Here is a 23,530-nt window from a genome sequence, read left to right as displayed (position 1 = left end):
GGAAGGCCGGCCATGATCGTCGATGAGCAGCAAGCCGCTGCCTCTTTTCTGCTTGATCCTGCTACCCATGGCGCGGTCGGGGCCGTCGAGGCGATCGAGACTCACATTTCCCGTATTTTCCTCGTTGGCCAACGCGCCTACAAGATGAAGCGGGGGGTCAAGCTGCCCTATGTCGATTTCTCGGCGCCGGCCCTCAGGCTTGCCGCTTGCGAGAAAGAGGTGGAACTCAACTCGAAGACCGCGCCCGGCCTCTATTTGGTCGTGCGTCGAATCACCCGCGAAGCCGACGGCAAACTGGCTTTCAATGGCACCGGCCAAATGGTCGATGCTGCGATCGAGATGGTCCGCTTCGACCAGTCGAAGCTCCTCGATCGGATGGCAACCGCCGGAGAATTGACGCCGGCGCTGATGACCGCGGTTGCGCGCATGATCGTCAGCTACCACCGTGCCGCGCCGACGATCCACAATGGCGGCGGCTCATCAAATCTGGCTGGCGTGCTCGACATCAACGAGGCTGGCTTTGCCACCAGCCACGTTTTCGCAAAAGCTGAGGTCACGAGCTTTGCCGAGGCCTTCCGCAACGCCCTCGCCCGGCATTCCGGATTGCTCGACCGCCGGGAAGCCGCAGGCAAGATCCGCGGCTGCCATGGCGACCTGCATTTGCACAACATCTGCCTTTTAGACAGCGAGCCTCGCCTCTTCGACTGTATCGAATTCAACGACCAGATCGCCAGCATCGACGTTTTATACGACCTTGCTTTCCTGTTGATGGATCTTTGGCATCGCGGTTTTCCGCAGCTCGCCAACCTTGTGATGAACCGCTATCTCGATGAAGCCGACGACGAGGATGGGTTCGTGCTGCTGCCCTTTTTCATGGCTGTGCGGGCTGCCGTGCGCGCCCACGTCATCGCAACGCAGGTCGAGGAACGCAGCGCCGACAGCGACAGGCTGGTTGCCGAGGCGAGATCCTATTTCGACCTTGCCCGAACATTTCTCCAGGAAAAACCGGCGCGACTCGTTGCCGTTGGCGGTCTGAGTGGCTCGGGAAAGACGACCGTTGCCGAGGCGCTGGCCGCCCATTTCGGTGCAGCGCCAGGCGCCCGCATTGTCGAAAGCGACCGCGTCCGCAAGGCCATGCATGGTGTACCGCCGGAGACCAGGCTGCCGGACAAAGCCTATCGGCCCGAAGTTTCCGATCGCGTCTACCGCGAAATGGCATGGCGCGCCGGCCTGATCCTTTCGCAGGGCGGCTCGGTCGTGGCCGATGCCGTTTTCGACAGACCCGCCGATCGTGAGCGGATCGAGAAAGCGGCGCGCAGCCGGGCTATCAGATTCTCCGGATTTTGGTTGGAGGCGGCCCCGCTTGTCCTGTGGCAGCGGGTCAGCGAGCGCAAGGGCGGCCCTTCAGATGCCACGATCGAGATACTCTCGCGGCAATTGGAGCGAAATGCCACCCAGTCTGGCTGGCGAAAAATCGACGCTGATCGGATGCTCGCCGACATTGTCTTGGAATTGAGAAGGCACTCAGAGAGCGATGCGTCCGAAACCCTGTGCACAGCGTCCTGATCGGTGCAGCGGGCGATCGGCCTCAACTGAGTTCGAGCGTTACCTCGACAAGGCCGGGTTCGCTAGGATGACGCCTTATCGAGAAGCCAAACTCGCGGCACATGGCCAACATCCTCGTGTTCTCGGCGAGCATTATCCCTTCGATTCGTCCGATCCCATCGGCCCTCGCATAATCGACGATCTGGCTGAGCAATTCCCAGCCAAGACCATTACCCTGGAGATCTGTACGCACCAGCAAGGCGTATTCGGCGACGGTGTGGTCGGGATCGCAAGATATCCGGCTGATACCGGCCAGCGCGCCGGAGCTCGTATTCAGCGCAACGAAAGCCATGTTGCGACCGTAGTCTAGCTGGGTGAGCCGCTTCAGCATCTGGTCGGAGAAGCTTTTGCGGGGCGACAGAAAACGCAGGCGCAGATCATCGGGCGAAATCCTGGCAAGGAATTCGGGATAGAGCGAGATGTCGGCCGGCTTGATCGGACGGATATTGTAGTCGATGTCGCCCGCCGAAAACACCTTTTCCCAACCCGACGGATAGGGCCTTATGGCAAGTGCCGGGTTCGGCCCCGCCTCTTCCACCCGTTCCGGCTCGATCTCGATGCGGGCGTCGAGTGCAATCACACCCTCGGCGTCGGCCAGCAGCGGATTGATATCCACCGCAACGAGGCACGGAAAGTCGACGATCATCTGCGATAGGCCGTTGAGTGAAGCAATGATCGATTGCCGATCGGCCGGCTTGCGATCACGAAACCCGGCAAGAACGCGGCCGATCCGGGTTTGGTCGATTAGGTCACCGGCAAGAATGTCGTCGAGCGGCGGCAACGCGATCGCCGTGTCGTTCATCACTTCGACCGCGACGCCCCCGGCTCCAAAGAGGATGACTGGCCCGAAGATCGGGTCGCGGCTTATCCCGAGGATGAGTTCCTGCGCCTGTTTTCGCGCCACCATTGGCTGAACGGCATAGCCTTCAATGTCGGCTTGCGGTGCGTGCTTGCGCACGCGCGCCTCGATTGCGCGTGCCGCCTCCCCGGCGGCAACGGGGTCGGCGATGCCAAGCACCACCCCACCAATGTCCGACTTGTGCGTGATCGCCTTGGACAGGAGTTTGACGACGGCCTGCTCGGATGTCTTGAGGAACCGGCTGGCTGCCAGTTGCGCTTCGGCAGGAGATCTGGCGACGATCGTCTCGGGGACAGGGATGCCGTAGGCCGAGATTGCCGCCTTGGCTTCGGACTCGGTCAGCATACGCCGCCCTTCCCTGGCGACGGCCCTGAATATTGCAAGCGCGGCTTCCCGGTCGCTCGCGATGTCGCTGCGGCTCGACGGCGTGCGCATCAATGCCCGCTGGGCACGCGACCATTCGCTGAGATAAGAAACCGCCGTTGCGGCGTCCGCCGGCGTCTCGAAGCTGGCAAGACCAGCATCCTGAAGAACACGTCGCCCCTCGCGCGCCGTGTGTTCGCCGAGCCAGCAGGTCAGGACAGGTTTGCCGCTGATCTTGCCGCCCTGCGCGAGCACCGCCACGGCGCTTGCCGCGGCAAGCGGCGAGCCGAGCCCAGTCGGGCAGTTCATGACCAGGACGACGTCGGTGCCGGCATCGGCCATGATCGCCTCGATCGCGGCGGCATAGCGTTCTGGCGGGGCGTCCCCGATAATGTCGACCGGATTGGCGTGGGACCATGTACTCGGCAGGACGGCATCCAGACGAGTGATCGTTTCCGGCGATAGCTCGGCCAGGTGCCCGTTGCCTTCGACGAGTTGATCGACGGCAAGCACGCCGGCGCCGCCACCATTGGTGACTATGCCGACGCGGGCTCGTTCCAGCGGAACGAAACGGGCGGTCGTTTCAACCGCATCGAACAACTCGGTGAGACCTTTGACGCGCAGTATGCCAGCACGCAGCAATGCCGCATCGACGACGCGATCGGCGCCCGATAGCGCGCCGGTATGGGTCGCGGCTGCTTTGGCTGATTGCTCGTGCCGGCCCGACTTTATCGCAATCACCGGCTTTATGCGTGCCGCCGCACGCGCGGCCGAGATGAACTTGCGCGGATTGGGGATGGTTTCGAGATACATTACGATGGCGCGCGTGTGCATGTCGCCCGCCAGCATGTCGAGACAATCTCCCACGTCGACATCCGCCATGTCGCCCAGAGAGACGATCTGGGCGAAGCCGACATTGTTGTCCGCCGCCCAGTCTATCAGCGACGTCGCGATGGCGCCGGATTGCGACAGCAGCGCGATGCTGCCGGGTTTGGCGGCCATGTGCGCAAATCCAGCATTGAGCTTCAATGGCGGGATCATCAGCCCGACCGTGTTCGGCCCAATGATGCGGAAAACGGTGGGCTTGGCCGCATCGAGCATCGCCTGACGCAGGCCGTTTTCGTGCGTGAGCCCGGCGGTGATGACGATCGCCGCCCGCGTGCCCTTCTCTGCAAGGTCGCGCACTATGGCCGGAACTGTTCGGGGCGGCGTGACGATGACACCAAGGTCTGGAACGCCTGGAAGATCGGCCGCCTTGGCATAGGATTGCCGACCAGCCACTTGCGAATATTTCGGGTTGACCGGCCAGATCTCGCCCTCGAAGCCGCCGCTGACCATATTGTCGAAGACGACGCGGCCGACGGAGCCTTCGCGCACCGATGCGCCGAATACGGCGACCGACCTCGGGGCGAACGCATGTTCAAGATTTCGGATCGTCACCGGTGGGTCTCCCGTTCGCGGCGATAGTCGCCAATCGATCCTGCCCCTTCATTGCGCTGGATCAAAGCCTCGTCCGGTTCTCGCGATTAGCTGTTGCAAGAGGGTTCGAAGCGGTCGCTTGCGACGTAGCAGCCACTGCTGCGGTCAAGGATTGGAGAGTTAAGATGAGTTACTATTTCAGCAAGATCGTCGCCATGCCGTTCACAGCGGCAATCGACCACGTGAGCGACAAGCTCGCAAGCAAGGGGTTTGGCGTTCTGACCTCGATCAATGTTCAGCAGACCATGAAGGCCAAGCTTGGTGAAGATTTCAGGCCCTATGTGATCCTGGGCGCGTGCAATCCGCATTTCGCCTGGCGAGCCCTTCAGGCCGAAGACAAGATCGGAACCATGCTGCCCTGCAATGTCATCGTCACCGAGGTCGAACCAGGAAAGGTAGAAGTCGCGGCGGTGGATCCGGTCGCTTCAATGGGGGCCATCGCCAATCGCGAGCTTGCGCAGGTCGCGAACGTTGTGCGTCGCGTGCTCGAGGAGATGGTCCGCGAGCTCTAGCGCCAAAGGGGCCATCAAGGTTGAGGGACATCGGATGAGCGAGTCTGCTCTACGACGCGCATTGCTGGTCATCGCTATCCTGGGTCTCGCCGTCGGAGCCGGAGCCTGGCGAACGGGGCTCGGTCCCATCGAAGCCCACACGATCTGGACGGTGTCGACCTTGCCCGTGGTGGCGGCTCTCGCAATCTCCATTCTGCGCGATTTCTGGATCGGCCGCTTCGGCGTTGATGCGATTGCGCTGGTCTCGATGTCCGCCGCGCTGCTGCTCGGACAACCGCTTGCGGCAGTGGTGGTCGCTATCATGTATGCCGGTGGTACAGTCCTTGAGGATTTCGCTCGTGGCCGCGCGGAACGGAACCTCAAGGCGTTGACCGACCGATCGCCGCGTGTGGCCCATCGGACGACAACCCGAGGGACAGAGACAGTCCCCGTCGAAGATGTTGCTGTCGGGGACGAGCTTCTGGTCCGGGCCGGCGAATTGCTTCCCGTCGATGGTATATTGCTTGATCCTTCGGCCTCCCTCAACGAGTCCGCGGTGACCGGCGAGCCGCTGCCCGAGCGGCGGATAGCGGGCGACACGCTGCGCAGCGGCACCATCAATGCCGGCGAGACATTCAGCATGCAGGCTTCCGCCTTGGCAGACCAGAGCACCTATGCCGCGATCGTACGCATGGTCGCTGCAGCGCAGACGGCGAAATCCCCCTTCATTCGCATGGCCGACCGTTTCGCCCTGTTCCTGCTGCCTGCCACTCTGGTGGTTTCCGGCGCCGCCTGGTACATCTCCGGTGATCCAATCCGGGCGCTGGCCGTGCTGGTAGTCGCCACACCTTGCCCGCTCATCCTGGCTGCCCCTGTTGCCTTCATCGGCGGCGTCTCGCGTGCCGCGCGTGCAGGCATCCTGATGAAAGGCAGCGCGGCTCTGGAAGCGCTTGCGCAAGTCCGAACCGCGATCTTCGACAAGACGGGGACCTTGACCATCGGCGGCGCCGAGCTCATCGACATCGAAGCCGCACCCGGCTGTGAAGCGAACCAATCGCTGCAGCTGCTGGCATCCCTGGAACAGGCATCGCACCATGTGCTCGCCGACTCGATCATCCGGGCGGCGCGCGGCAGGCAGCTGATGCTTTCGCATCCGCATGATGTCAGCGAGCATCGCGGTGCAGGCCTCAACGGCCGGGTCGACACCATGTCGGTCGCGGCTGGATCGCGGGCTTTCGTGCTCGCCGACGAGCCGCTGCCCGGCTGGGCGAAAAGCGGCGAAGAAAAATACCGGGACGAGCCGGTGCTTAGGGTTTTTGTCGCCGTCGCTGGAGAGCTTGCTGGGATTTTCACCTTGGGCGATGCGTTGCGTCCTGATGCACGCGACGCGCTCGCCAATCTGCGCTCGGCTGGCATCACGCGCATGGTCATGCTTACAGGTGATGACAGTGCGGCAGCAAAGCGTGTTTCCTCCAGGCTTGATCTGGATGTCATCATCGCCGATGCCGTCCCTGCGGACAAGGTCACCACCGTCGAGGCCGAGAAAGCAACAGCGCCCACAATGATGGTTGGCGATGGCATCAACGATGCACCTGCCCTTGCCGCCGCAACGGTCGGTATCGCCATGGGCGCCCGTGGTGCGACCGCCTCCTCCGAGGCGGCCGACGTCATCGTGCTGACCGACAGGCTGCAGCCGGTTGCGGACGCGGTTCGGATTGCACGGCGAACGCGATCGATCGCCTTGCAGAGCATCATCGCCGGGCTGGCGTTGTCCGGGCTGGCAATGATCGCGGCGGCCATGGGGCAGATCACGCCGGTTGCCGGAGCGCTGCTTCAGGAGGGGATTGACGTCGCGGTTATCCTGAACGCCTTGCGCACGCTTGGCGATGGGCATCTGTGGCGCGCATAGTGGTTGAGAACAAAATCGGTGAATGGCGATGGCACAGCAAAATCTGGTGGTTTGCAGCAAATGCGGTGGGGTCAACCGCCTGCCGCCAGCCCGCAATGCCAGTGAGGCGAAATGCGGAAAGTGCGGGACCGCGCTGTTTTCGGGTCACCCGGAAGATGTCGACGCCGCGCGTTTCGATCATCAGATCGCGCGCAGCAGTCTGCCCGTTGTCGTCGACGTCTGGGCACCCTGGTGCGGCCCCTGCAAGATGATGGCGCCAGCCTATGAAGCGGCGGCAAGTGAACTGGAGCCGCATGTTCGTCTGATCAAACTCAACTCCGACAATGAGCAGGCTGTCGCGGCCAGGCTCGGCATCCGTGGCATTCCGACCATGATCCTGTTCCATGGCGGGCGCGAGATCGCGCGCACATCCGGCGCAATGACGGCAGGCCAAATCGTCAGGTGGGTTCGTGACCGCCTGCCGCCAACGGTCACCGCCTGAAGTCGTCGCGCCAATGGATCCGATCATCGCCCGGCTTGGGCTGGCGCTCGCAATAGGTCTTCTTGTCGGCTTGGAGCGTGGTTGGCAGGAGCGGGACGCGCCCGATCGCAGTCGCACAGCTGGCATCCGGACATTCGGCATATCTGGCCTGCTGGGTGGCGTGCTCGCTGCACTCGCCAACGCACTCGGCGCTGTATCCGTGCTGGTCGGCGGGTTCATCGCCTTTGCGACAATCTTTGCCTGGTACAAGGCACGCGAGGCTGCCCATGACGAGGACTTCAGCGTCACCAGCGTGATCGCGGGCCTGGGGGTGTTTGCCCTTGGCGCGCTTTCCGTCGCCGGCGATTATCGTGCTGCAGCCGCCGGTGGCGCGGCATTGGCGGTAATCCTGGCCAGCCGCGAGGTCCTGCACGGTCTTTTGAAGCGACTGACCTGGGTCGAACTGCGTTCGGCGCTGGTCCTTGCGGTGATGACGGCGATCGTCTTGCCCTTGCTGCCAAACCGCACGATCGACCCGTGGGCCGGTTTCAATCCCTGGGAAGTCTGGTTCCTGACGGTGCTGATGGCCTCGATTTCGTTCGCCGGATACGTGGCTGTTCGCATTCTGGGAAATACACGCGGTCTGCTGGTCAGTTCGCTCACCGGTGCAATCGTCTCTTCCACAGCAGTGACCTTGGCGCTTGCCCGCAATGCCGCGTCGGCAAGCAATCCGCTGCCGCTCGCCGGGGCGGCGTCCCTGGCAGCAATGGTTTCGGTGCTCCGCGTCTGCGCCGTGGTTCTGATCGTCGAGCCAAGTGTGCTCGCATCGGTCGTGATTCCGGCGATTACCGCAGCGCTTGCCTTCGCTGTCTGCGGCGCATTGCTGCTGGCTCGTGACAGCGGGAACGGTAAAGGCAGCGCGATCGCGCGCAATCCATTCGAACTGGGCCCCTTGCTGCTCTTCGCCTTGCTCTTTGCCATCGTCGCGACCGCAAGTGCCGGGCTGGCCGTTCAATTCGGTGGGCGCGGTCTGCTGGCGAGTTCGGCGCTGGCCGGCGCATTCGATGTCGATGTCTCGGTGCTTGGCGCGCTGCGCCTGGTCAAGCATTCCGTGTCCGTCGAGACCGTGGGCCAGGCCGTGCTCGCGGCGCTCGCAGCAAACGCGATCGGTCGCCTGTCGCTCGCAGTATTTGCTGGTCCGATCACGTTCTGGTTGCCACTGGCCGTCACAACACTGATAGCCGCGGCCATGGGTATCTGCGCCCTGTTGTTGCTCGGTCCTGGATAGAAGTGCTGTGCTCGCGCTTTTTTTGATACGGATCAAGAGCTAGGTCCCGCCACCGCTCTATGAAACTCCGTAGAAGGAGTTCGCCATGACCAGTGTGAAGGACCTCACCCCGAAATTCCGCAACGTCCGGCTGCTGCTCGCCCGTGAGAAAGGTCATCCGGAAGGCGACCGCGAAGAGGGCTATGACGTGCTCGCTCCGTTGACCGGCGAAGGCCGGATCGATGCGCAAGAGTGGAAATCGCACAAGGCCTCGTGCCGCGTTCGCCGATTTCGCACTGGCGAGGAGGATCTGGTCGGTCGGCTGAGGCGCAAGCCCGGCGGACATTGGTTCTTCGACTATGCCGACGGCGACCGCGACGACGAGATCGGCTTTCGTCTCGGCGACGAACGGTTCGTGACCGGCGAGTATGTGTCGATCGAGCGCAACGGCGCCATGCACACGTACCAGGTGGCGAGGGTCGAGCGGCCCTGACGCGGCGACGCAAGGCTCCCCTGGAGTAGACCATGTCGCGACGCATCTTGATTGTGGTCGGCCATCCCGATCCGTCCCCGGACCGGCTCTGCCGCGGTCTCGCCAGGGCCTATGGCGAGGGCGCGGAGAAGGCGGGGCACGCCGTCCGCCGGGTCGACCTGGCGGCGATCGATTTCCCGATGCTGCGGACAATGCAGGAGTTCGAGCACGGTTCAATTCCCGATGAACTGAAGGACGCAGCCGAAGCGATCGTCTGGGCGGAGCACATTGTCTTTGTTTTTCCGCTGTGGCTTGGGACCATGCCGGCCATGCTCAAGGCATTTCTGGAACAGGTCATGCGGCCGGGGACGGCCTTTGCCTATCCGGACAAGGGCGGCAGCTTTACCAAGACACTGCTTCGCGGCCGCTCCGCGCGCGTTGTGGTGACGATGGGTATGCCTTCCGTTCTTTACCGGCTATGGTTCCTGGGACACGGCATCGCCGGCATGAAGCGAAGCATCCTGCATTTTGTCGGTATCAGTCCGGTGCGCGAGACGTTGTTCGGCATGGTCGCCGGCGCCAGCGATGCGACCCGCGCGAAGTGGATCAGCCAGATCCGAAATCTTGGCGAGCGGGCCAGATAATCCTCAACCGCCAATCACGGTACCAGGACGGCGGCGCCGCTCAATCTGCCTTGCCTCAGATCGTCCAGTGCCTGATTGGCCTGTTCCAGTGAGTAGACCTTGGTGTGGGTGCGTGCCTGCGCACGCTTGGCAATGGGGAAAAACTCTTCGGCATCGCGGCGCGTCAGGTTTGCCACCGACACCAGTTCGCGCTCTTCCCAGAGCAACTCGTAGGCCATCGCCTGAATGTCACTCATAGGGATGCCGCCGCAAACCACCCGGCCGCCCTTGCGGACGGCACCAAGCGCGATCGGCACCAAGTCACCCACAGGAGCAAAGATGATCGCGGCATCGAGTTGCCCGGGCGGAAGTTGATCCGAACCGCCCGCCCAGGTCGCTCCAAGCGAGCGCGCGAAATCCTGTGCTTGCTCGTCACCGGGCCGGGTGACAGCGAAAATCTCACGGCCTTGCCAGATCGCGATCTGAGCGACGATGTGCGCGGCGGCGCCGAAGCCGTAAATCCCGAGCCGCTTGCCGTCGCCGGCCTTCTTCAGGCATCGCCAGCCGATCAGGCCGGCGCAAAGCAAGGGTGCCAGCGATACGGGGTCGGCATCCCGGTCCAGATCGAAGGCGAATTGCGCGTCGGCAATGACATGGCTGGCAAAGCCGCCATCGCGCGTGTAGCCCGTGAAATCTGGCTGATCGCAAAGATTTTCATGTCCTGTGGCGCAGTAGGGACAACGCCCGCAAGTATGCCCAAGCCATGGCACACCGACTCTCTGCCCGATCCTGGAAGGCGCCACCCCCTTGCCCACGGCATCGACGATGCCGACGATTTCGTGACCGGGAACGAGCGGCAATTTTGGGTGATGCAGATCGCCATCTATGACGTGAGATCGGTCCGACAGATAGCGCATGCCTCGACCTTCAACCTGATCTCACCCATCCCCGGTAAGGGGTCGAATCTTCGACCAGTTTCAAGGGAGTGCCTATGCTTTCGAGCACCATTGCTCTTATGACGCGCTCCATGTTGCCCCGCAAACAAACGAAGCCGATTACGATCAACTCCTCCGCTATTCCCGGCACCAGGCGATGGGATGCGATCCGGGCAACCTTTCGAAAACGGCGACAAGTCGCAGGCTCCTAGCGCTGCTCTGTTTTGGGGGTTCATGGACCGACGGTGAACTCGGTCCACATGCCGGCGCCAAAATGACCTGGCACGTTGCAGATAAGCAGGTATTTTCCAGCCTTCAGGTCGACGGTCAATGTGCCCGATTTGCCGGGATCGAGCTCCGAAACCTCGCCCTTGTCGCCCGCCTTGTCTTCGTCGACCCGGTTCTCGGCCTCAACATAGGGAAGCGGCTTGCCGGGATCGGCAAGGTACATCACGATCATTTCGTGAACGGTGTCCTTGGAGTCATTCTTCACTTTGAATGTGACCTCCCCGGCCTTCACGGCTCCGGGGGACGCCTTGATGCCCATGGTGGCCTTCGAGAGATCGCGTCCTGGCGTTGCATAAGCAAGAGCCATCGGCATCTCCGTACTCGCGCCCTTGTCCGAAAGCGAGACCTGAACAAGCTCGGCAGTCCGCGCAACGCCCGCACTGCTTGCCATCAGCATTGCGGCCGCAAGCCCGAGCGCCACTCTCCTCGATATGGTTTCCACGGTATTCCTCTTTCAGGACGGCAGCAGAAGCGCTCTACATCCTGGCGGTCATCATGCTCGCAGCACACCCGCGGTCGTTGCGCCAGATCAAACCGACCGATGCGAGCCCGATCTGCGGCCCGACCAAACTGTCAGCCAGTTGTCAGGTTGAAGTGGTTATTTCGGAACCAATGACGGCGAAAAGGCCGTCTGACAGACCGATCGAAATCCACCCGCAGGCGCAAAATCGGCGCCCAACTCCCGAATGGAGCCATCATGTATCGCACACTCGTCCTCGCCGCTCTCGCTGGCATGATTGCAGGACCGGCGCTCGCCGCCGGCGACAGCTGCAGCACCGCCCCGAAATCACAGTTCAAGCCCAAGGCAACGCTCGAGGCGCAATTGACCGGCCAAGGCCTCACCGTGCGCCAGATCAAGGTCGAGAAGGGTTGCTACGAAGTCTACGCGGTCGACAAGGCCGGCAAGAAAGTCAACCTGGCCTACAATGCCGAAACCCTTGAAAAGCTCGACAATGCCGAAGCCGGCGAAAACTGATCTGCGTGTTTCAGCCACTGCGGACGTGCAGCCATCTTCGCAGATGGTGCGCGTCTGGGACCTGGTCGTACGGAGTTTCCACTGGGCGCTGGTGCTCAGCTTCGTAACGGCCTGGTTCACCTCCCATTCCTCCGAGGTCTTGCACCATTTGGCAGGTTACGCCGCCGCCGCCCTGGTCGTGATGCGGCTCCTGTGGGGCGTTGTGGGCACGCCCTATGCGCGGTTCACTCAATTCGTGCGAGACCCGGCGACGGTGCTGCGCTATCTCTCTGCAATACCGAGCGGTCGCGAAGCCCGCTACATCGGCCACAACCCGGCCGGCGGCGCAATGGTGGTCGCGCTGATGGCTGCGATGGGGTCAACCGCACTGACCGGCTGGCTGATGACTACGGACGCCTATTTCGGCGTGTCGCGGGTTGAAACGGCGCACAGCCTGAGCGCGCACGGCTTACTTGTGCTGGTCCTCTTCCATATAGGCGGCGTCGCGCTGGCAAGCTTTCGCCATCGCGAAAACCTGGTACGGGCCATGATCACCGGGCGAAAACGCAAAGCCGAGTCGGCGGACATCGCCTGACGACCTGCCAATGGGCCAAATTCGATTTGCGCCCCGGCCGATATCGGGGGCGCGTGTCGGTCGCTCCTTGTTCAACATGGCCCTGGAAGCGCGCGATGCGACATGGGCGGAGCGGATAATATAAGAGCAGGCATTGGTGCGGCGACCCAGAAACCGGAACACCAACGCCACTCTTTTTATTCAGCAACCGCTTATTGACCCGCATCAAAGCTGCCGGTCCTGCCTTCCTGTTTATTGCCTCCCATCAGAGCTTTCAAAAGTGGGGAGAGCATCATGACTACGGCTGATTTCAACATCCCGGTTCCGCAAGTCGGTACCTTGGCGCCTGCGAAACTTCGATTGGGGTCGTTGACCGCCTTGGTCATCGGCTCGATGGTCGGGTCCGGCGTCTTCAGCCTGCCGCAGAACATGGCGGCAGGCGCTGGTCCCCTCGCAATTCTGATTGGCTGGGGTATCACCGCGTTCGGCATGCTGGCGCTGGTCTTCGTCTATCAATCGCTTGCGACCCGCAAGCCCGAGCTCGACGCCGGTCCCTATGCTTACGCCAAGGCCGGCTTTGGTCCCTTCATCGGCTTTAACAGCGCCTGGGGCTACTGGATCAGTGCCTGGGTCGGCAACGTCTCCTATGCTGTGATCGTGTTCAGCGCCCTGTCCTATTTCTTTCCGGCCTTCGGTGACGGAAACACCTGGCAGGCGGTGCTCGGCGCATCGGTCCTGCTGTGGCTGATCCACATCCTGGTTCTCGCCGGCATCCGGCAGGCCGCGGTCGTCAACCTCATAGTCACCGCGGCAAAGATCGCTCCGATCGTCCTGTTCGTTGGCGTTGTTGCCGTTGCCTTCAAGCTTCAGGTCTGGTCCCTCGACTTTACCGGTCTCGGCAACGCCAGTCTCGGCTCGATCACCGCACAGGTGAAGAGCACGATGCTGGTGACGTTGTGGGTGTTTATCGGCATCGAGGGCGCCAGCGTCTTTTCTGGCCGTGCGGAGCGCCGCAAGGACATCGCCACCGCGACGGTTCTTGGCTTCTTCACATGCCTCGCGCTCTACGCCCTGGTGTCGCTGCTGTCACTCGGCGTCCTCAGTCAACCCGAACTCGCCGGCCTGAAGAACCCCTCCATGGCCGGTGTGCTAGAAGCCGTTGTCGGCCCGTGGGGCGCTAGCCTCATCAACATCGCGCTCGTGGTGTCGGTGGTCGGCGCCTTCCTGAGCTGGACGCTGCTTGCGGCTGAAATTCCGCATGTCGCCGCCAAGGACGGCACAATGCCGAAGTTCTTCGGCTGGGAGAGCGAACGCGGTGTGCCATCGACCTCGCTGCTGATCACCAACCTGCTCGTCCAGGCATTCCTGGTGATCACGCTCTTCGCCCAAAGCACCTATCAAGCGCTGTTCTACATCGCGTCGGCCGCGATCCTGGTTCCCTACATTTTTTCCGGAGCTTACGCAGCCAAGCTCGCGCTGACCGACGAGAGTTACGGGAATGGCGAGCAGCGCGTCGGGGCTCTTTTTGCCGGATTGCTGGCCACGGTCTACGGACTGTGGCTCGTCTATGCGGCGGGACCCGCCTACCTGTTCATGTGCGCGATCCTCTATGCGCCCGGCATCATCTTCTACATCTGGGCGCGCCGCGAAACCAACCAGCGTGTGTTCCACCCTGCCGAAGCAGCGCTCGCCGCAGCTCTCGTCGCCGTCGCCATCCTCGCCGTTTACGAGATGTGGACCGGCGCCGTCAGCCCGCTTTGAAGGGATCGGTTCGATGACAAGCCTGGGTGTTCACTCCGAAGTCGGCCGTCTGCGCGAGGTTATGGTCCATCGTCCGGACCTCAGCCTGCGCAGGCTGACGCCGGAGAACTGCAAGGCGCTGCTTTTCGATGACGTGCTATGGGTCAAGCGCGCCCGCCAGGAGCACGATGTCTTCGTCGATGCATTGCGTGAACGCGGCGTCGTGGTCCATTCCTTCGGAGAGCTCCTGGCTGAGACGATGAGCCTGGCCAAGGCCCGCGAGTGGCTTCTCGACCGCAGGGTCCACCCCGGGGTCGTCGGTCTCGACATGGTCAATGAGCTGCGCGGATGGCTCGATGATATGCCGTCGGCGCAGCTTTCGTCCTTCCTCGTCGGCGGGGTTGCCAGGGCGGAGCTTCCTTTCGAACCCAAAGGTCTGACCGGGAGGACGCTCGCCCCCCAAGATTTCGTGCTGCCGCCGCTTCCGAACCAGCTGTTCACCCGCGACAGTTCCTGCTGGATCTACGGCTCAGTCTCGGTCAATTCCATGTACTGGGCTGCGCGGCGCCCTGAAGCCGCCAACGTCGAGGCCGTCTACCGCTTCCATCCTCGCTTTCGCGACAGCGGCATACCTTTCGTGTCGCCGGACCTAGGCACAGGCACGAGCCTCGAAGGCGGCGACGTTATGCCGATCGGTGGCGGGACTGTTCTCGTCGGCATGGGGGAGCGCACCACGCCGCAAGCCGTTGGCGACCTGGCCCGCAAGCTGTTCGCAGCCGGTGAGGCAACACGCGTGATTGCCGCCTTGATGCCACGCGACCGCAGTTTCATGCATCTCGACACCGTCTTCACCTTCTGCGATCGCGATCTTGTGACCTTGTATCCACCGGTGGTCGACCGCTTGCGCTCCTTCTCGCTGCGGCCGGGCGATGGCGAGGCGGCGGTCGAGGTCACGGATGAGGCAAAACCATTCACGGCTGTCATTGCCGAAGCGCTTGGGCTGAAAACGCTCCGAATCATCGCCACCGGTGGCGACCGCTACGAGGCCGAACGCGAACAATGGGATGATGGCAACAATGTCGTTGCGGTCGAACCCGGCGTGGTGGTCGGTTATGACCGCAACGTCTACACCAACACGCTTCTGCGCCGCGCGGGCATCGAAGTGATCACCGTCGAGGGGGCTGAACTCAGCCGCGGCCGCGGCGGTGGCCATTGCATGACCTGTCCGGTGGTCCGCGACGCAATCTGACGTGAAAGGAATTCTGGATGTCGACCAATCTTCACGGCCGCTCCGTCCTGACGCTGGACGATCTCACCGCCGATGAAATCCGCTTTCTTCTTAAGCTTGCCGCGGACCTCAAGGCGGCCAAACTCGCCGGGCATGAGATCCCGCGTCTGGTCAGGAAAAACATCGCACTGATCTTCGAGAAGGACTCGACTCGCACGCGCACAGGGTTCGAAGTCGCGGCCTACGACCAGGGCGCACACGTGACTTACTTTGGTCCCAGCGGCAGCCATATTGGCCACAAGGAATCGATGAAGGACACGGCGCGCGTGCTCGGTCGCATGTACGATGCGATCGAATATCGCGGCTTTGGCCAGCACCAGGCGGAATTGCTTGCCGCGCATGCCGGCGTGCCCGTCTACAACGGCCTCACCAACGAGGCGCATCCAACACAGATCCTCGCCGACCTCATGACCATGCGCGAATACACGCACAAGCATCTTTCGGACATGACCGTCACCTTCGTCGGCGAAGGGCGCGACAACGTCGCGCTGTCGCTGGCACTAGGCGCAGCCAAGGTCGGTATCGACATGCGCATCGCCTCGCCAAGGGAGCTCTGGCCGGATGAGGTATTTTGCGGCCATGTCGGAGAGCTCGCAGCACAAAGCGGCGGCCGCTTCCGGCTCGACGAGAATGTGACGGGTTGCGTCCAGGATGCCGATTTCATTTACACCGACGTGTGGATGTCAATGGGCGAGGACAAATCCGGCTGGGCCGAGCGTATTCGTCTTTTGACACCCTACCGCGTGACCGGCGAGGTAATGGCTGCCGCCGGCAACCCCCACGTCAAATTCATGCATTGCCTGCCGGCGTTCCATGACACGGATACCGAGATCGGTGCCTTCGTTGCGAAGGAATATGGCATCGATTGCATGGAGGTCACCCACCAGGTGTTCGAGTCTGCTGCCTCCATCGTTTTTGATCAGGCCGAAAATCGCATGCATACAATCAAGGCGCTCCTCGTCGCCACGATCGGTAACTGAGATGCTGATCGTCGTTGCACTTGGCGGAAACGCGCTACTGCGACGCGGCGAACCGATGACGGCCGAAAACCAGCGCGCCAACATCGTGCGCGCTGCCGCTGTGTTGGCGAAGCTGGTCAACACAGGGCACTCGATTGTCGTCACGCACGGCAACGGTCCGCAGGTGGGACTGTTGGCCCTGCAGGCAGCGACAACTGCGGACGGTCGCACATTTCCACTCGACGTGCTTGGCGCCGAGAGCGCGGGGATGATCGGCTACGTCATTGAGCAGGAGCTCTGCAACCTCCTTAAGGAGAGGCTTTTTGCGACGCTGCTGACGCAGGTGAGGGTCGATCCGCAGGATCCGGCCTTCGCTCATCCAACGAAGCCTATCGGCCCTGTCTACGATGAGACAACCGCACGCAGGCTTGCCAGCGAGCGCGATTGGCAGATCGCGCCAGATGGCGACAAGTGGCGCCGCGTCGTGCCTTCGCCCAGGCCCCTGGCAATCCTGGAAGCATCGGTAATCGCGTTCCTGGTCGAGCGCGGCGTGATCGTCATCTGCACCGGTGGCGGCGGTGTTCCTGTGATAGCAAGGGAGGACGGCAGTCTTTGCGGTGTGGAGGCAGTCATCGATAAGGACCTGGCAAGCGCACTTCTCGCCCGACAGCTGAGAGCCGACATGCTGCTCATGCTGACCGATGTCGACGCCGTTTATGAAGGCTACGGCACGCCGGGCGCTCGCGCGCTTCGTCAAGTGCGGTCAACGGAAATATCAGGGCGGAATTTTGCAGTGGGATCGATGGGGCCAAAGATCGAAGCTGCGGTCGAATTCGCGCAAGCGACTGGCAATCCTTCAGCGATAGGCCAACTCAAGGACGCCGTTGAAATCGTCAAAGGCGAGCGAGGCACCCTGTTCGCCCCCTGAGCCGTCCGGCCTTCAAGGCCTTCGAGCATTTTTCCAGCCGGGTTGCTCGCTGAGATCCCAGTACCTCTAAAATTCATCGTCATGCGCATCGCTTGATCGCCGTCAAGGCAAGCCGCGTCGCACGTTAGGTTGCTCCTGGAAACGCGAACGGGGCGCCGGCGGATGAGCTACAAATCCATTCGCTTGAACGTGGACATTGACGGTCCGATCGAGCCCATTGCCAGGGTAGGTATCGACCTCGCCCGGTTGATAGGCTTTTTGCGCGGCCGAAGCTCCGCTGCCGGTGACAATGGCTCCGGAAGGCGCCGAGCTGGCCGCGCAGTTTGTGGGAGCAGTCGATGGCGAGCGCAGTGCCGAGCACCGCGCCCGCATCTGCGCCGGCAAGATCATAGGCGAGAAGCCCGAGCGCGACAGTGGCGAGGCCGGTGCCGATGAGCGCGATGACCTGCGCCATGAACAGATGCCGATAGGTGCGATCGGCGAGAACTTCCAGCATGATTATCTTCTCGGGATGCTTGGGCGGCGTAAGGTGCCACGCCAGTAGTAGGATCAGTGTTTGTGGCCTTCCGGCTCAACCATCTTGAACGGCAGGACCTGTTGCTTGCCCTTTGAGGTCAGGATCAGCCTCGCCTCGAACTCGTGCGGCTCGGCGGGGGCGACGCTGCTTTCACGACGGTGGTGATTGCCGGCGACAGGCCCGAGCGAAAGCGTCTCGGGATCTTCGGACCGGTCGATGATCACGGTCGCCCCTAGATCGTCGGCATGGCTGTCGATGGTGAGACGGAAGCGCTCGCCAGCGGGCGTATCGACGATTTCGAGCGTTCCCGTTGCCAGGTCGCTGACGACCTTGAAAGGCTCCGGCGCATGATCGGCGTGGGCCGAACCGCCCGCCACGGATCCGACTTCGCCTTCCAGACGGATGTTCGCCTCCGAGAGCGCCGGCAGGTGGTCGAACAGCTCCCCTCTCAAAGCCTCCGCGATGCCGACCACATCCTTTGCGCTCGCTGTCTCGGCCACCTTGATGGCGATATCGGCGTGCAGCCTGTGGCCTATCCAGCGCGCCCGCACCTGGGCGACCCGTTGGATGCCCCCCACATGTTCAGCCGCATGATGGATTTCCTCGACGATGCCCGGCTCGACGCCATCCAGCATGCGTGTCAGCACCGCCTTTGAGGACTGCCAGACGATGGCGAGGATAGCCACAGTGATCAAAAGGCCGATGATCGGGTCCGCGAGCGGGAAGCCTAGCCAGACGCCGGCCGCGCCAAGCACCACCGCAAGGCTGGTGAAGCCATCGGTGCGGGCGTGATAGCCGTCGGCGATCAGGGCCGCGCTGTTTATCTCGCGGCCGACGCGGATGCGGAATACCGCGACAGCCTCATTGCCCAGGAAACCGACCAGGCCGGCGGCGGCAACCCAGCCGAGGAAGCTGATGGCTTGGGGATGGATCAACCTGTCGATCGCCTCATAGCCGGCGACGATGGCACTGAAGAGGATAATCAGGACGATGATGATGCCGGCCAGATCCTCGACCCGGCCAAGGCCGTAGGTGAAGGTCCGTCGAAACCCCTCTCCCAACAAATGTCGTCCACTGTTGTCCACCCGCCATTTCGCCAGTTGCTGCCATTCGTGTCGACCGCAGCCTTGCCGTTCCGACATAAGGCTATCGAGCATATCGGAGATCACGCTCCGCTAAGCGGCGATCAGCAGGAAAGCGATCGTGACCAGACCGGCCTTCGAAGTCCAAAATCCGCCTGCCTCGGCCTTCGGTTCTGGTTCGGACCCGGTCGGGGGATCGAACATGCGGTGCACGTTGTTGGTGTTCATGGGGTGGGTTCCTTATTTGTCAGCGATTGTCGTTGCGGGAGCTTTCGAGCCCATAGACGATGAGGCTGACGGCCCAGACCAGTCGCGGGCGAAGAGTGGCCACCTAAAGTCGGAGCCGATTGTGAAGTTGACCGCCGACATCAAGCCGATGGACGACGCTCCTCCGATCAGAACGCCGGCCACCGCGATCGCATGGCGCGCGCGTAACGCGGTGATTGCCAGCGCAACCAGGAGAACGCCGGGGGCGAGGGCGTAGCCGCCGAGCATCCGGAAACCTGGGTGAGCCACACGGAGGTCGAACGGATCCTGCAAACGCTCTACGGCATCTTGCGAACCCGAGGCCAGAACGGCCAAGACAAGGTGACGGCGGCGGCGTCAAAACGCCTCCTAAACCGGCGGATTTGTACCCAACCATCTCGTAGGCAAGGTTAGCGCGGCTTGGTGAAACCCGCAGGGTCAGCACCAATGGCGCGGTCAGGCTTTTAACCACCCTCTCCAGAAATGCTTCAGGAACTCAAGGCAGACCAGCACTGCGGCTCCTGCCGCCAGCGTCATCGAGAGGTCGTCAAGGTGCAGCGGTCCGAACTGGAAGAGACCACTGGCGAATGGCCAGAGAAGTGTCCCGCCCAGCGCTGCAGCAACCACCACGACGACAAGAGCAAGCGATCGATTGGGCCGGAACAACGCAATCAGCAGCGAGTCGCCGAACGTACGGTTGACGAAGATCAGGCCGACGATCGAGAGGACCAGCGAAAAAAACGTCAAGGCGCGAATTTCGTTCTCCGGCATTCCCCAGTGGAAGGCAAAAAGGAAGATGCTTGCGACAAGTGCGAACGCCAGCAGGCCCTGCACAACGCTCCAGGCTATGAGCGAGCGCGAAAAGAGCGATGCTTGCGGATCTCGTGGAGGGCGATTCATGACGTCATCTTCCTCGGTCTCGGCTTCAAAGACCAAGGAACACACCGGATCGATCACCATTTCCAGAAAGGCTATGTGCATCGGTCCGAACAGAATGGGCAGGCCAAACAGCAGAGGAAGAAGGGCCAGCCCAGCGATCGGCACATGCACGGCAAGAATGAAGCCCATGGCCTTGCGCAAATTGTCGTAGATGCGGCGGCCCAGCCGTATGGCTTTGACGATCGACCCGAAGTCGTCGTCGAGAAGGACAATGGATGAAGCCTCGCGCGCGACGTCGGTGCCGCGACCTCCCATGGCAATGCCGATGTTGGCCGCTTTCAGCGAGGGGGCGTCGTTGACGCCGTCTCCTGTCATGCCGACGATCTCGCCATTGGCCTTCAACGCTCTGACGATCGCCAGTTTCTGCTCGGGCGTGATCCGCGCGAACACTGTGGCGGTCTTGACGCGCGCGCAAAGTGCCGCATCGTCCATTGTCTTGAGCGTTTCACCGGTCACGACGTCGTTGAAATCGAGCCCAGCCTGACTGGCTATTGCTCTGGCGGTCGCCGGATAATCCCCCGTGATCATGACCACTCTGATTCCAGCGGACCGGCAGTTGTTCACGGCATCCGGAACCTCCGGGCGGAGGGGGTCAGCCAGCCCGACGAGGCCCATGAACTCGAAATCGAAGCCTGTCTGCCTTTCTGGCAGTTCACCAGCACAATGACTGGCTCGGGCCACCCCGAGGACGCGCAGTCCTTCGGTCGCCATGGCGTCCACGGAAGCCTTGATCGAAGCGAAGCGCTCCGCGCTCAGACGACAGAGTGCCGCTATGGCCTCCGGCGAGCCCTTGGCGGCGACCAGACAGTCGCTGCCGTCAGCCGGTGATCGCCAAGCATTCGACATGGCCAGCAGCTCGGGACGCAACCCATAGGCGCGGACAAGTTTCCGATCAACACTGTCCAGATCCTTGCGACTGGGTGATCGCTCCTGCGAAAGGGTGTGAAATGCCTTTTCCATCGGATCAAAAGGAATTTCGGCGCTGGCGAGCACACCAAGCTCGACCAGCTCGCCAAAGGCCGCCGGCATCCCGGCATTCATGTTGTCCGGTAACCGGAACCGTTTGCCGTCAGGCGTTCTCAGCTCCGCGATTGTCATGCGGTTTTCGGTCAACGTTCCGGTCTTGTCGGTGCAGAGAACTGTCGCCGAGCCAAGCGTTTCGATCGCCGCCGCACGACGGGTGAGCACGCGCGCCTGCGAGATGCGCCAGGCGCCCATGGCCATGAAGATGGTCAACACCATCGGGAATTCCTCGGGCAGCATCGACATGCCCAGCGCGATGCCAGCAAGGACCGCGTCGAGCCACCCGCCCCGCAAAACGCCATAAAGCACGACCGCCAGAACGCTGACCGCACCACCGACCAGTGCGAAGATGCCGACAAGACGTTTCGTCTGTCGCTGCAAGCGGGGTGCTTCGGTCTCCATAATGCTGAGCGATTGGCCGATCGCACCGATTTGGCTCAGCGGCCCGGTTGCCAGAACTTCGCCAATGCCCGAACCGCGCACCACGAGTGATCCGGAAAATGCGAAAGGCAGGTCGTCGCCGCCTGGGCGGCGTTCGGCTGGCGGGTCGCCATCCTTGGCTGCAAACTTGCGCACCGGAACCGACTCACCGGTCAGCAGCGATTCATCGGTCTGGAGATCCAGGCTTTGGATCAGCAAGACGTCGGCCGGCACCCGATCGCCCTCGCCCAGCACCACCAGATCGCCGCGCACGACCTCGCGCCCTGCAATGCGCCTACGTTCACCGTCGCGTATCACCAGGGCACGCGGGCTTGTCAGGTCGCGCAACGCCTCCAGAACGCGTTCTGTCCGCGCTTCCTGTACGATGGTTATCCCCACCGACAAGGTGGCAAAAGCAGCCAGGATCAACGCCTCATGCAGATCCCCAAGCAGCAGGTAAACGGCACCTCCGCCCAACAGAAGGGCCAGCATCGGTTCGCGCACGACTTCGAAGGCAATCCGCAGCGGCGTCCGCCGGTTCGATCTGGGCAGTTCGTTGAAACCATCGAGGGCGAGCCTGGCTTGTGCCTCGACCTCGCTGAGACCAGACAAAGCGATAGTGGGTCGGGTGGATTGGGACATTTGGGTGTTTCCCTCGTTCCCAACATCTTTAATCAGGTGAATAGAGCGGGCCTTGACCTACCGCAAAGGCTATCGTTCAAATGCCGAACGGACACCCGGTTCTGGATGGCCATTCGCCGATGCAACGGGCCAGCCTGAACGGATTAGGTGGTTTCCCTTAGGGACATAACCGAATTTCGCGATCTGCGGATTCGCGCGATTGCTGTGTTACGGATCAACCGGGAACACAGCCATGTACGCTCAACAGATCGCCAAGATTGAACTGCCAACGCAGCCGAGCCCTTTCGCTCTCCTCGATGGGGCTATGGCGCAACCGGTCAGCTTCTTCCCGGCTGGCACGGAGATCTACGCCCAAGGCGAAAAGGCAGGACCCCTTTACCAGGTCGAATTCGGCGCGGTGCGTGTCTACCGGCTGCTCGCCGACGGCCGCCGGCAGATCAGCGCCTTCCACATGGCCGGAGAGACTTTCGGCTTCGAGGCCGAGGCCACCCATCATTTCTTCGCCGAGGCCATCAACGCGACCGGTATCCGCGTTGTCCGGATCGCTGCGGCCGCGGACATGTCCCGCCAGTTGCTGCCGCTTGCGCTCAAGGGCTTGATCAGAGCTCAGGAACATCTGCTGGTCCTTGGCCGCCAGAACGCCATCGAACGGGTCGCAGCGTTCCTAGTCGACATGACGGAACGGCAGGGCGGCTTGCGCCAGGTCGACTTGCCGATGTCGCGACTGGATATTGGCGACTATCTCGGCCTCACCATCGAGACGGTGTCGCGGGTCTTCACCCGACTGAAGGACAAAGGCGTCATTCGCCTGCTCGGTTTGCGCAGCATCGAAATCCTCAAGCAGGACGTGCTTTTGGACATGGGTGAATAACCCACCCTCGCCGCTGCGACGACGCCAGACAACACCCAAGGATTTGAGACGATGAACAAGACGCTCACCACCCACACGGGATTCTGTTTCCAAGTGCGCGGCGCGCGCCCCGAGGACGAGCCGGCACTGGCTGAGTTTTTCACCCATGTGACCCCTGAAGATCTGCGCTTCCGCTTTCTCGGCGCCGTGCGGGAAGTTTCGCACGAACGGCTGGTGGCAATGACGCGGTCCGATGATGCGCACATCCATAATTTTCTTGCATTCGCACCAGACGGAATGCTGATCGCGGTGGCGACACTGGCCAGCGATCCGGCCGACCGGCGTGGCGAGGTCGCTGTCTGCATTCGCGATGACCGCAAGCAACTGGGCGTCAGCTGGGAATTGCTCGCCCACATTGCGCGCTACGCGGATGAGCTCGGTCTCGAAACCATCGAGTCGATCGAACACCGGGAAAACCGTGCGGCAATCGAGCTTGAGCGCGAGATGGGCTTCACCGTCACGACGGATCCGGATGACGCAACCCTCGTGCTGGTGCAACGCAAGCGAGGGGCCAAGTTGCCGAAGTAGCTGGGCACGCGGTTCCAGCGGCAGACAG

The 23,530-nt window shown here is 62.2% G+C and carries 20 protein-coding genes and 2 pseudogenes; 15 read left to right on the top strand and 7 right to left on the bottom strand.

Annotation, left to right across the window (positions count from 1 at the left end; genetic code table 11):
• The first annotated feature begins 12 nt into the window (after positions 1 to 12).
• Positions 13 to 1,566, top strand: a complete 1,554-nt coding sequence (locus FJ986_RS20090; RefSeq protein ID WP_140522921.1) for a bifunctional aminoglycoside phosphotransferase/ATP-binding protein — start codon at positions 13 to 15, stop codon at positions 1,564 to 1,566.
• A gap of 22 nt (positions 1,567 to 1,588) precedes the next feature.
• Here the strand turns inward: FJ986_RS20090 and FJ986_RS20085 are convergent, their stop codons facing one another.
• Entirely contained in the window at positions 1,589 to 4,267 is a 2,679-nt protein-coding gene (locus tag FJ986_RS20085; RefSeq protein WP_140522923.1) for a bifunctional acetate--CoA ligase family protein/GNAT family N-acetyltransferase, read from the bottom strand.
• A 164-nt stretch (positions 4,268 to 4,431) separates the two neighbouring features.
• Here FJ986_RS20085 and FJ986_RS20080 point away from each other — a divergent pair, with 164 nt between their 5' ends.
• The 6 genes from FJ986_RS20080 to FJ986_RS20055 all read left to right on the top strand — a co-directional run bounded on the left by FJ986_RS20080 (position 4,432) and on the right by FJ986_RS20055 (position 9,549).
• Positions 4,432 to 4,818: a DUF302 domain-containing protein gene (locus FJ986_RS20080; protein ID WP_140523416.1), complete on the top strand. Its 387-nt coding sequence runs from the start codon at positions 4,432 to 4,434 to the stop codon at positions 4,816 to 4,818.
• A gap of 34 nt (positions 4,819 to 4,852) precedes the next feature.
• Positions 4,853 to 6,706 carry a heavy metal translocating P-type ATPase gene (locus FJ986_RS20075; RefSeq protein WP_140522925.1) on the top strand — a complete coding sequence of 618 codons (1,854 nt, stop codon included), beginning with the start codon at positions 4,853 to 4,855 and terminating at the stop codon, positions 6,704 to 6,706.
• A gap of 28 nt (positions 6,707 to 6,734) precedes the next feature.
• Positions 6,735 to 7,187, top strand: coding sequence for a thioredoxin TrxC (trxC, locus tag FJ986_RS20070; RefSeq protein WP_140522927.1), 453 nt, complete (start codon positions 6,735 to 6,737; stop codon positions 7,185 to 7,187).
• A gap of 13 nt (positions 7,188 to 7,200) precedes the next feature.
• Positions 7,201 to 8,454: an MgtC/SapB family protein gene (locus tag FJ986_RS20065; protein ID WP_140522929.1), complete on the top strand. Its 1,254-nt coding sequence runs from the start codon at positions 7,201 to 7,203 to the stop codon at positions 8,452 to 8,454.
• Positions 8,455 to 8,539: 85 nt separating this feature from the next.
• Positions 8,540 to 8,926 carry a hypothetical protein gene (locus FJ986_RS20060; RefSeq protein ID WP_140522931.1) on the top strand — a complete coding sequence of 129 codons (387 nt, stop codon included), beginning with the start codon at positions 8,540 to 8,542 and terminating at the stop codon, positions 8,924 to 8,926.
• Positions 8,927 to 8,958: 32 nt separating this feature from the next.
• The gene (locus tag FJ986_RS20055; protein ID WP_140522933.1) at positions 8,959 to 9,549 is read left to right on the top strand and encodes an NAD(P)H-dependent oxidoreductase; all 591 of its coding nucleotides are present in this window, start codon (positions 8,959 to 8,961) and stop codon (positions 9,547 to 9,549) included.
• Between the two features lie 14 nt (positions 9,550 to 9,563).
• Here FJ986_RS20055 and FJ986_RS20050 read toward each other — a convergent pair.
• Both FJ986_RS20050 and FJ986_RS20045 read right to left on the bottom strand, forming a co-directional pair.
• A pseudogene (locus FJ986_RS20050) lies at positions 9,564 to 10,545 on the bottom strand (zinc-dependent alcohol dehydrogenase family protein).
• 150 nt (positions 10,546 to 10,695) lie between these two features.
• On the bottom strand, positions 10,696 to 11,172 hold the full coding sequence (locus FJ986_RS20045) for a plastocyanin/azurin family copper-binding protein (protein WP_224656351.1): 477 nt from the start codon (positions 11,170 to 11,172) through the stop codon (positions 10,696 to 10,698).
• Between the two features lie 276 nt (positions 11,173 to 11,448).
• Between FJ986_RS20045 and FJ986_RS20040 the strand changes: the two genes are divergently transcribed.
• From FJ986_RS20040 to arcC, 6 genes are all read left to right on the top strand, one after another.
• Positions 11,449 to 11,727, top strand: a complete 279-nt coding sequence (locus tag FJ986_RS20040) for a PepSY domain-containing protein (RefSeq protein ID WP_140522935.1) — start codon at positions 11,449 to 11,451, stop codon at positions 11,725 to 11,727.
• Positions 11,705 to 12,301, top strand: a complete 597-nt coding sequence (locus tag FJ986_RS20035; RefSeq protein WP_318013168.1) for a cytochrome b/b6 domain-containing protein — start codon at positions 11,705 to 11,707, stop codon at positions 12,299 to 12,301. The genes FJ986_RS20040 and FJ986_RS20035 overlap by 23 nt, the downstream gene beginning before the upstream one ends.
• Before the next feature lie 273 nt (positions 12,302 to 12,574).
• Positions 12,575 to 14,041 carry an arginine-ornithine antiporter gene (gene arcD / locus FJ986_RS20030; protein WP_140522937.1) on the top strand — a complete coding sequence of 489 codons (1,467 nt, stop codon included), beginning with the start codon at positions 12,575 to 12,577 and terminating at the stop codon, positions 14,039 to 14,041.
• A gap of 13 nt (positions 14,042 to 14,054) precedes the next feature.
• Positions 14,055 to 15,269, top strand: a complete 1,215-nt coding sequence (locus FJ986_RS20025) for an arginine deiminase (protein ID WP_140522939.1) — start codon at positions 14,055 to 14,057, stop codon at positions 15,267 to 15,269.
• A 17-nt stretch (positions 15,270 to 15,286) separates the two neighbouring features.
• Positions 15,287 to 16,288, top strand: coding sequence for an ornithine carbamoyltransferase (gene argF / locus FJ986_RS20020; RefSeq protein WP_140522941.1), 1,002 nt, complete (start codon positions 15,287 to 15,289; stop codon positions 16,286 to 16,288).
• Position 16,289: 1 nt separating this feature from the next.
• The gene (gene arcC / locus FJ986_RS20015) at positions 16,290 to 17,195 is read left to right on the top strand and encodes a carbamate kinase (protein ID WP_140522943.1); all 906 of its coding nucleotides are present in this window, start codon (positions 16,290 to 16,292) and stop codon (positions 17,193 to 17,195) included.
• Between the two features lie 337 nt (positions 17,196 to 17,532).
• On the opposite strand, the pseudogene FJ986_RS20010 reads toward arcC, so the two are convergent.
• From FJ986_RS20010 to FJ986_RS20000, 4 genes and pseudogenes are all read right to left on the bottom strand, one after another.
• Positions 17,533 to 17,691: pseudogene (locus FJ986_RS20010) on the bottom strand (MFS transporter); the annotation flags it as partial.
• A 53-nt stretch (positions 17,692 to 17,744) separates the two neighbouring features.
• Positions 17,745 to 18,869 carry a cation diffusion facilitator family transporter gene (locus FJ986_RS20005; RefSeq protein WP_224680307.1) on the bottom strand — a complete coding sequence of 375 codons (1,125 nt, stop codon included), beginning with the start codon at positions 18,867 to 18,869 and terminating at the stop codon, positions 17,745 to 17,747.
• A gap of 18 nt (positions 18,870 to 18,887) precedes the next feature.
• Positions 18,888 to 19,022, bottom strand: coding sequence for a hypothetical protein (locus FJ986_RS31110; protein ID WP_263483449.1), 135 nt, complete (start codon positions 19,020 to 19,022; stop codon positions 18,888 to 18,890).
• 474 nt (positions 19,023 to 19,496) lie between these two features.
• Positions 19,497 to 22,064: a cation-translocating P-type ATPase gene (locus FJ986_RS20000; RefSeq protein ID WP_140522945.1), complete on the bottom strand. Its 2,568-nt coding sequence runs from the start codon at positions 22,062 to 22,064 to the stop codon at positions 19,497 to 19,499.
• A 232-nt stretch (positions 22,065 to 22,296) separates the two neighbouring features.
• Between FJ986_RS20000 and FJ986_RS19995 the strand changes: the two genes are divergently transcribed.
• Both FJ986_RS19995 and FJ986_RS19990 read left to right on the top strand, forming a co-directional pair.
• The gene (locus FJ986_RS19995) at positions 22,297 to 22,935 is read left to right on the top strand and encodes a helix-turn-helix domain-containing protein (RefSeq protein WP_140522947.1); all 639 of its coding nucleotides are present in this window, start codon (positions 22,297 to 22,299) and stop codon (positions 22,933 to 22,935) included.
• Between the two features lie 51 nt (positions 22,936 to 22,986).
• Entirely contained in the window at positions 22,987 to 23,502 is a 516-nt protein-coding gene (locus FJ986_RS19990; protein WP_140522950.1) for a GNAT family N-acetyltransferase, read from the top strand.
• The last annotated feature ends 28 nt before the right edge of the window (positions 23,503 to 23,530 follow it).

It is taken from the genome of Mesorhizobium sp. B1-1-1 (assembly GCF_006442955.1).
In the GTDB taxonomy this organism is placed as follows: Bacteria; Pseudomonadota; Alphaproteobacteria; order Rhizobiales; family Rhizobiaceae; genus Mesorhizobium.
Note: the sequence above shows the minus strand (reverse complement) of the source record. Positions and strands in the feature narration are given on the sequence as shown.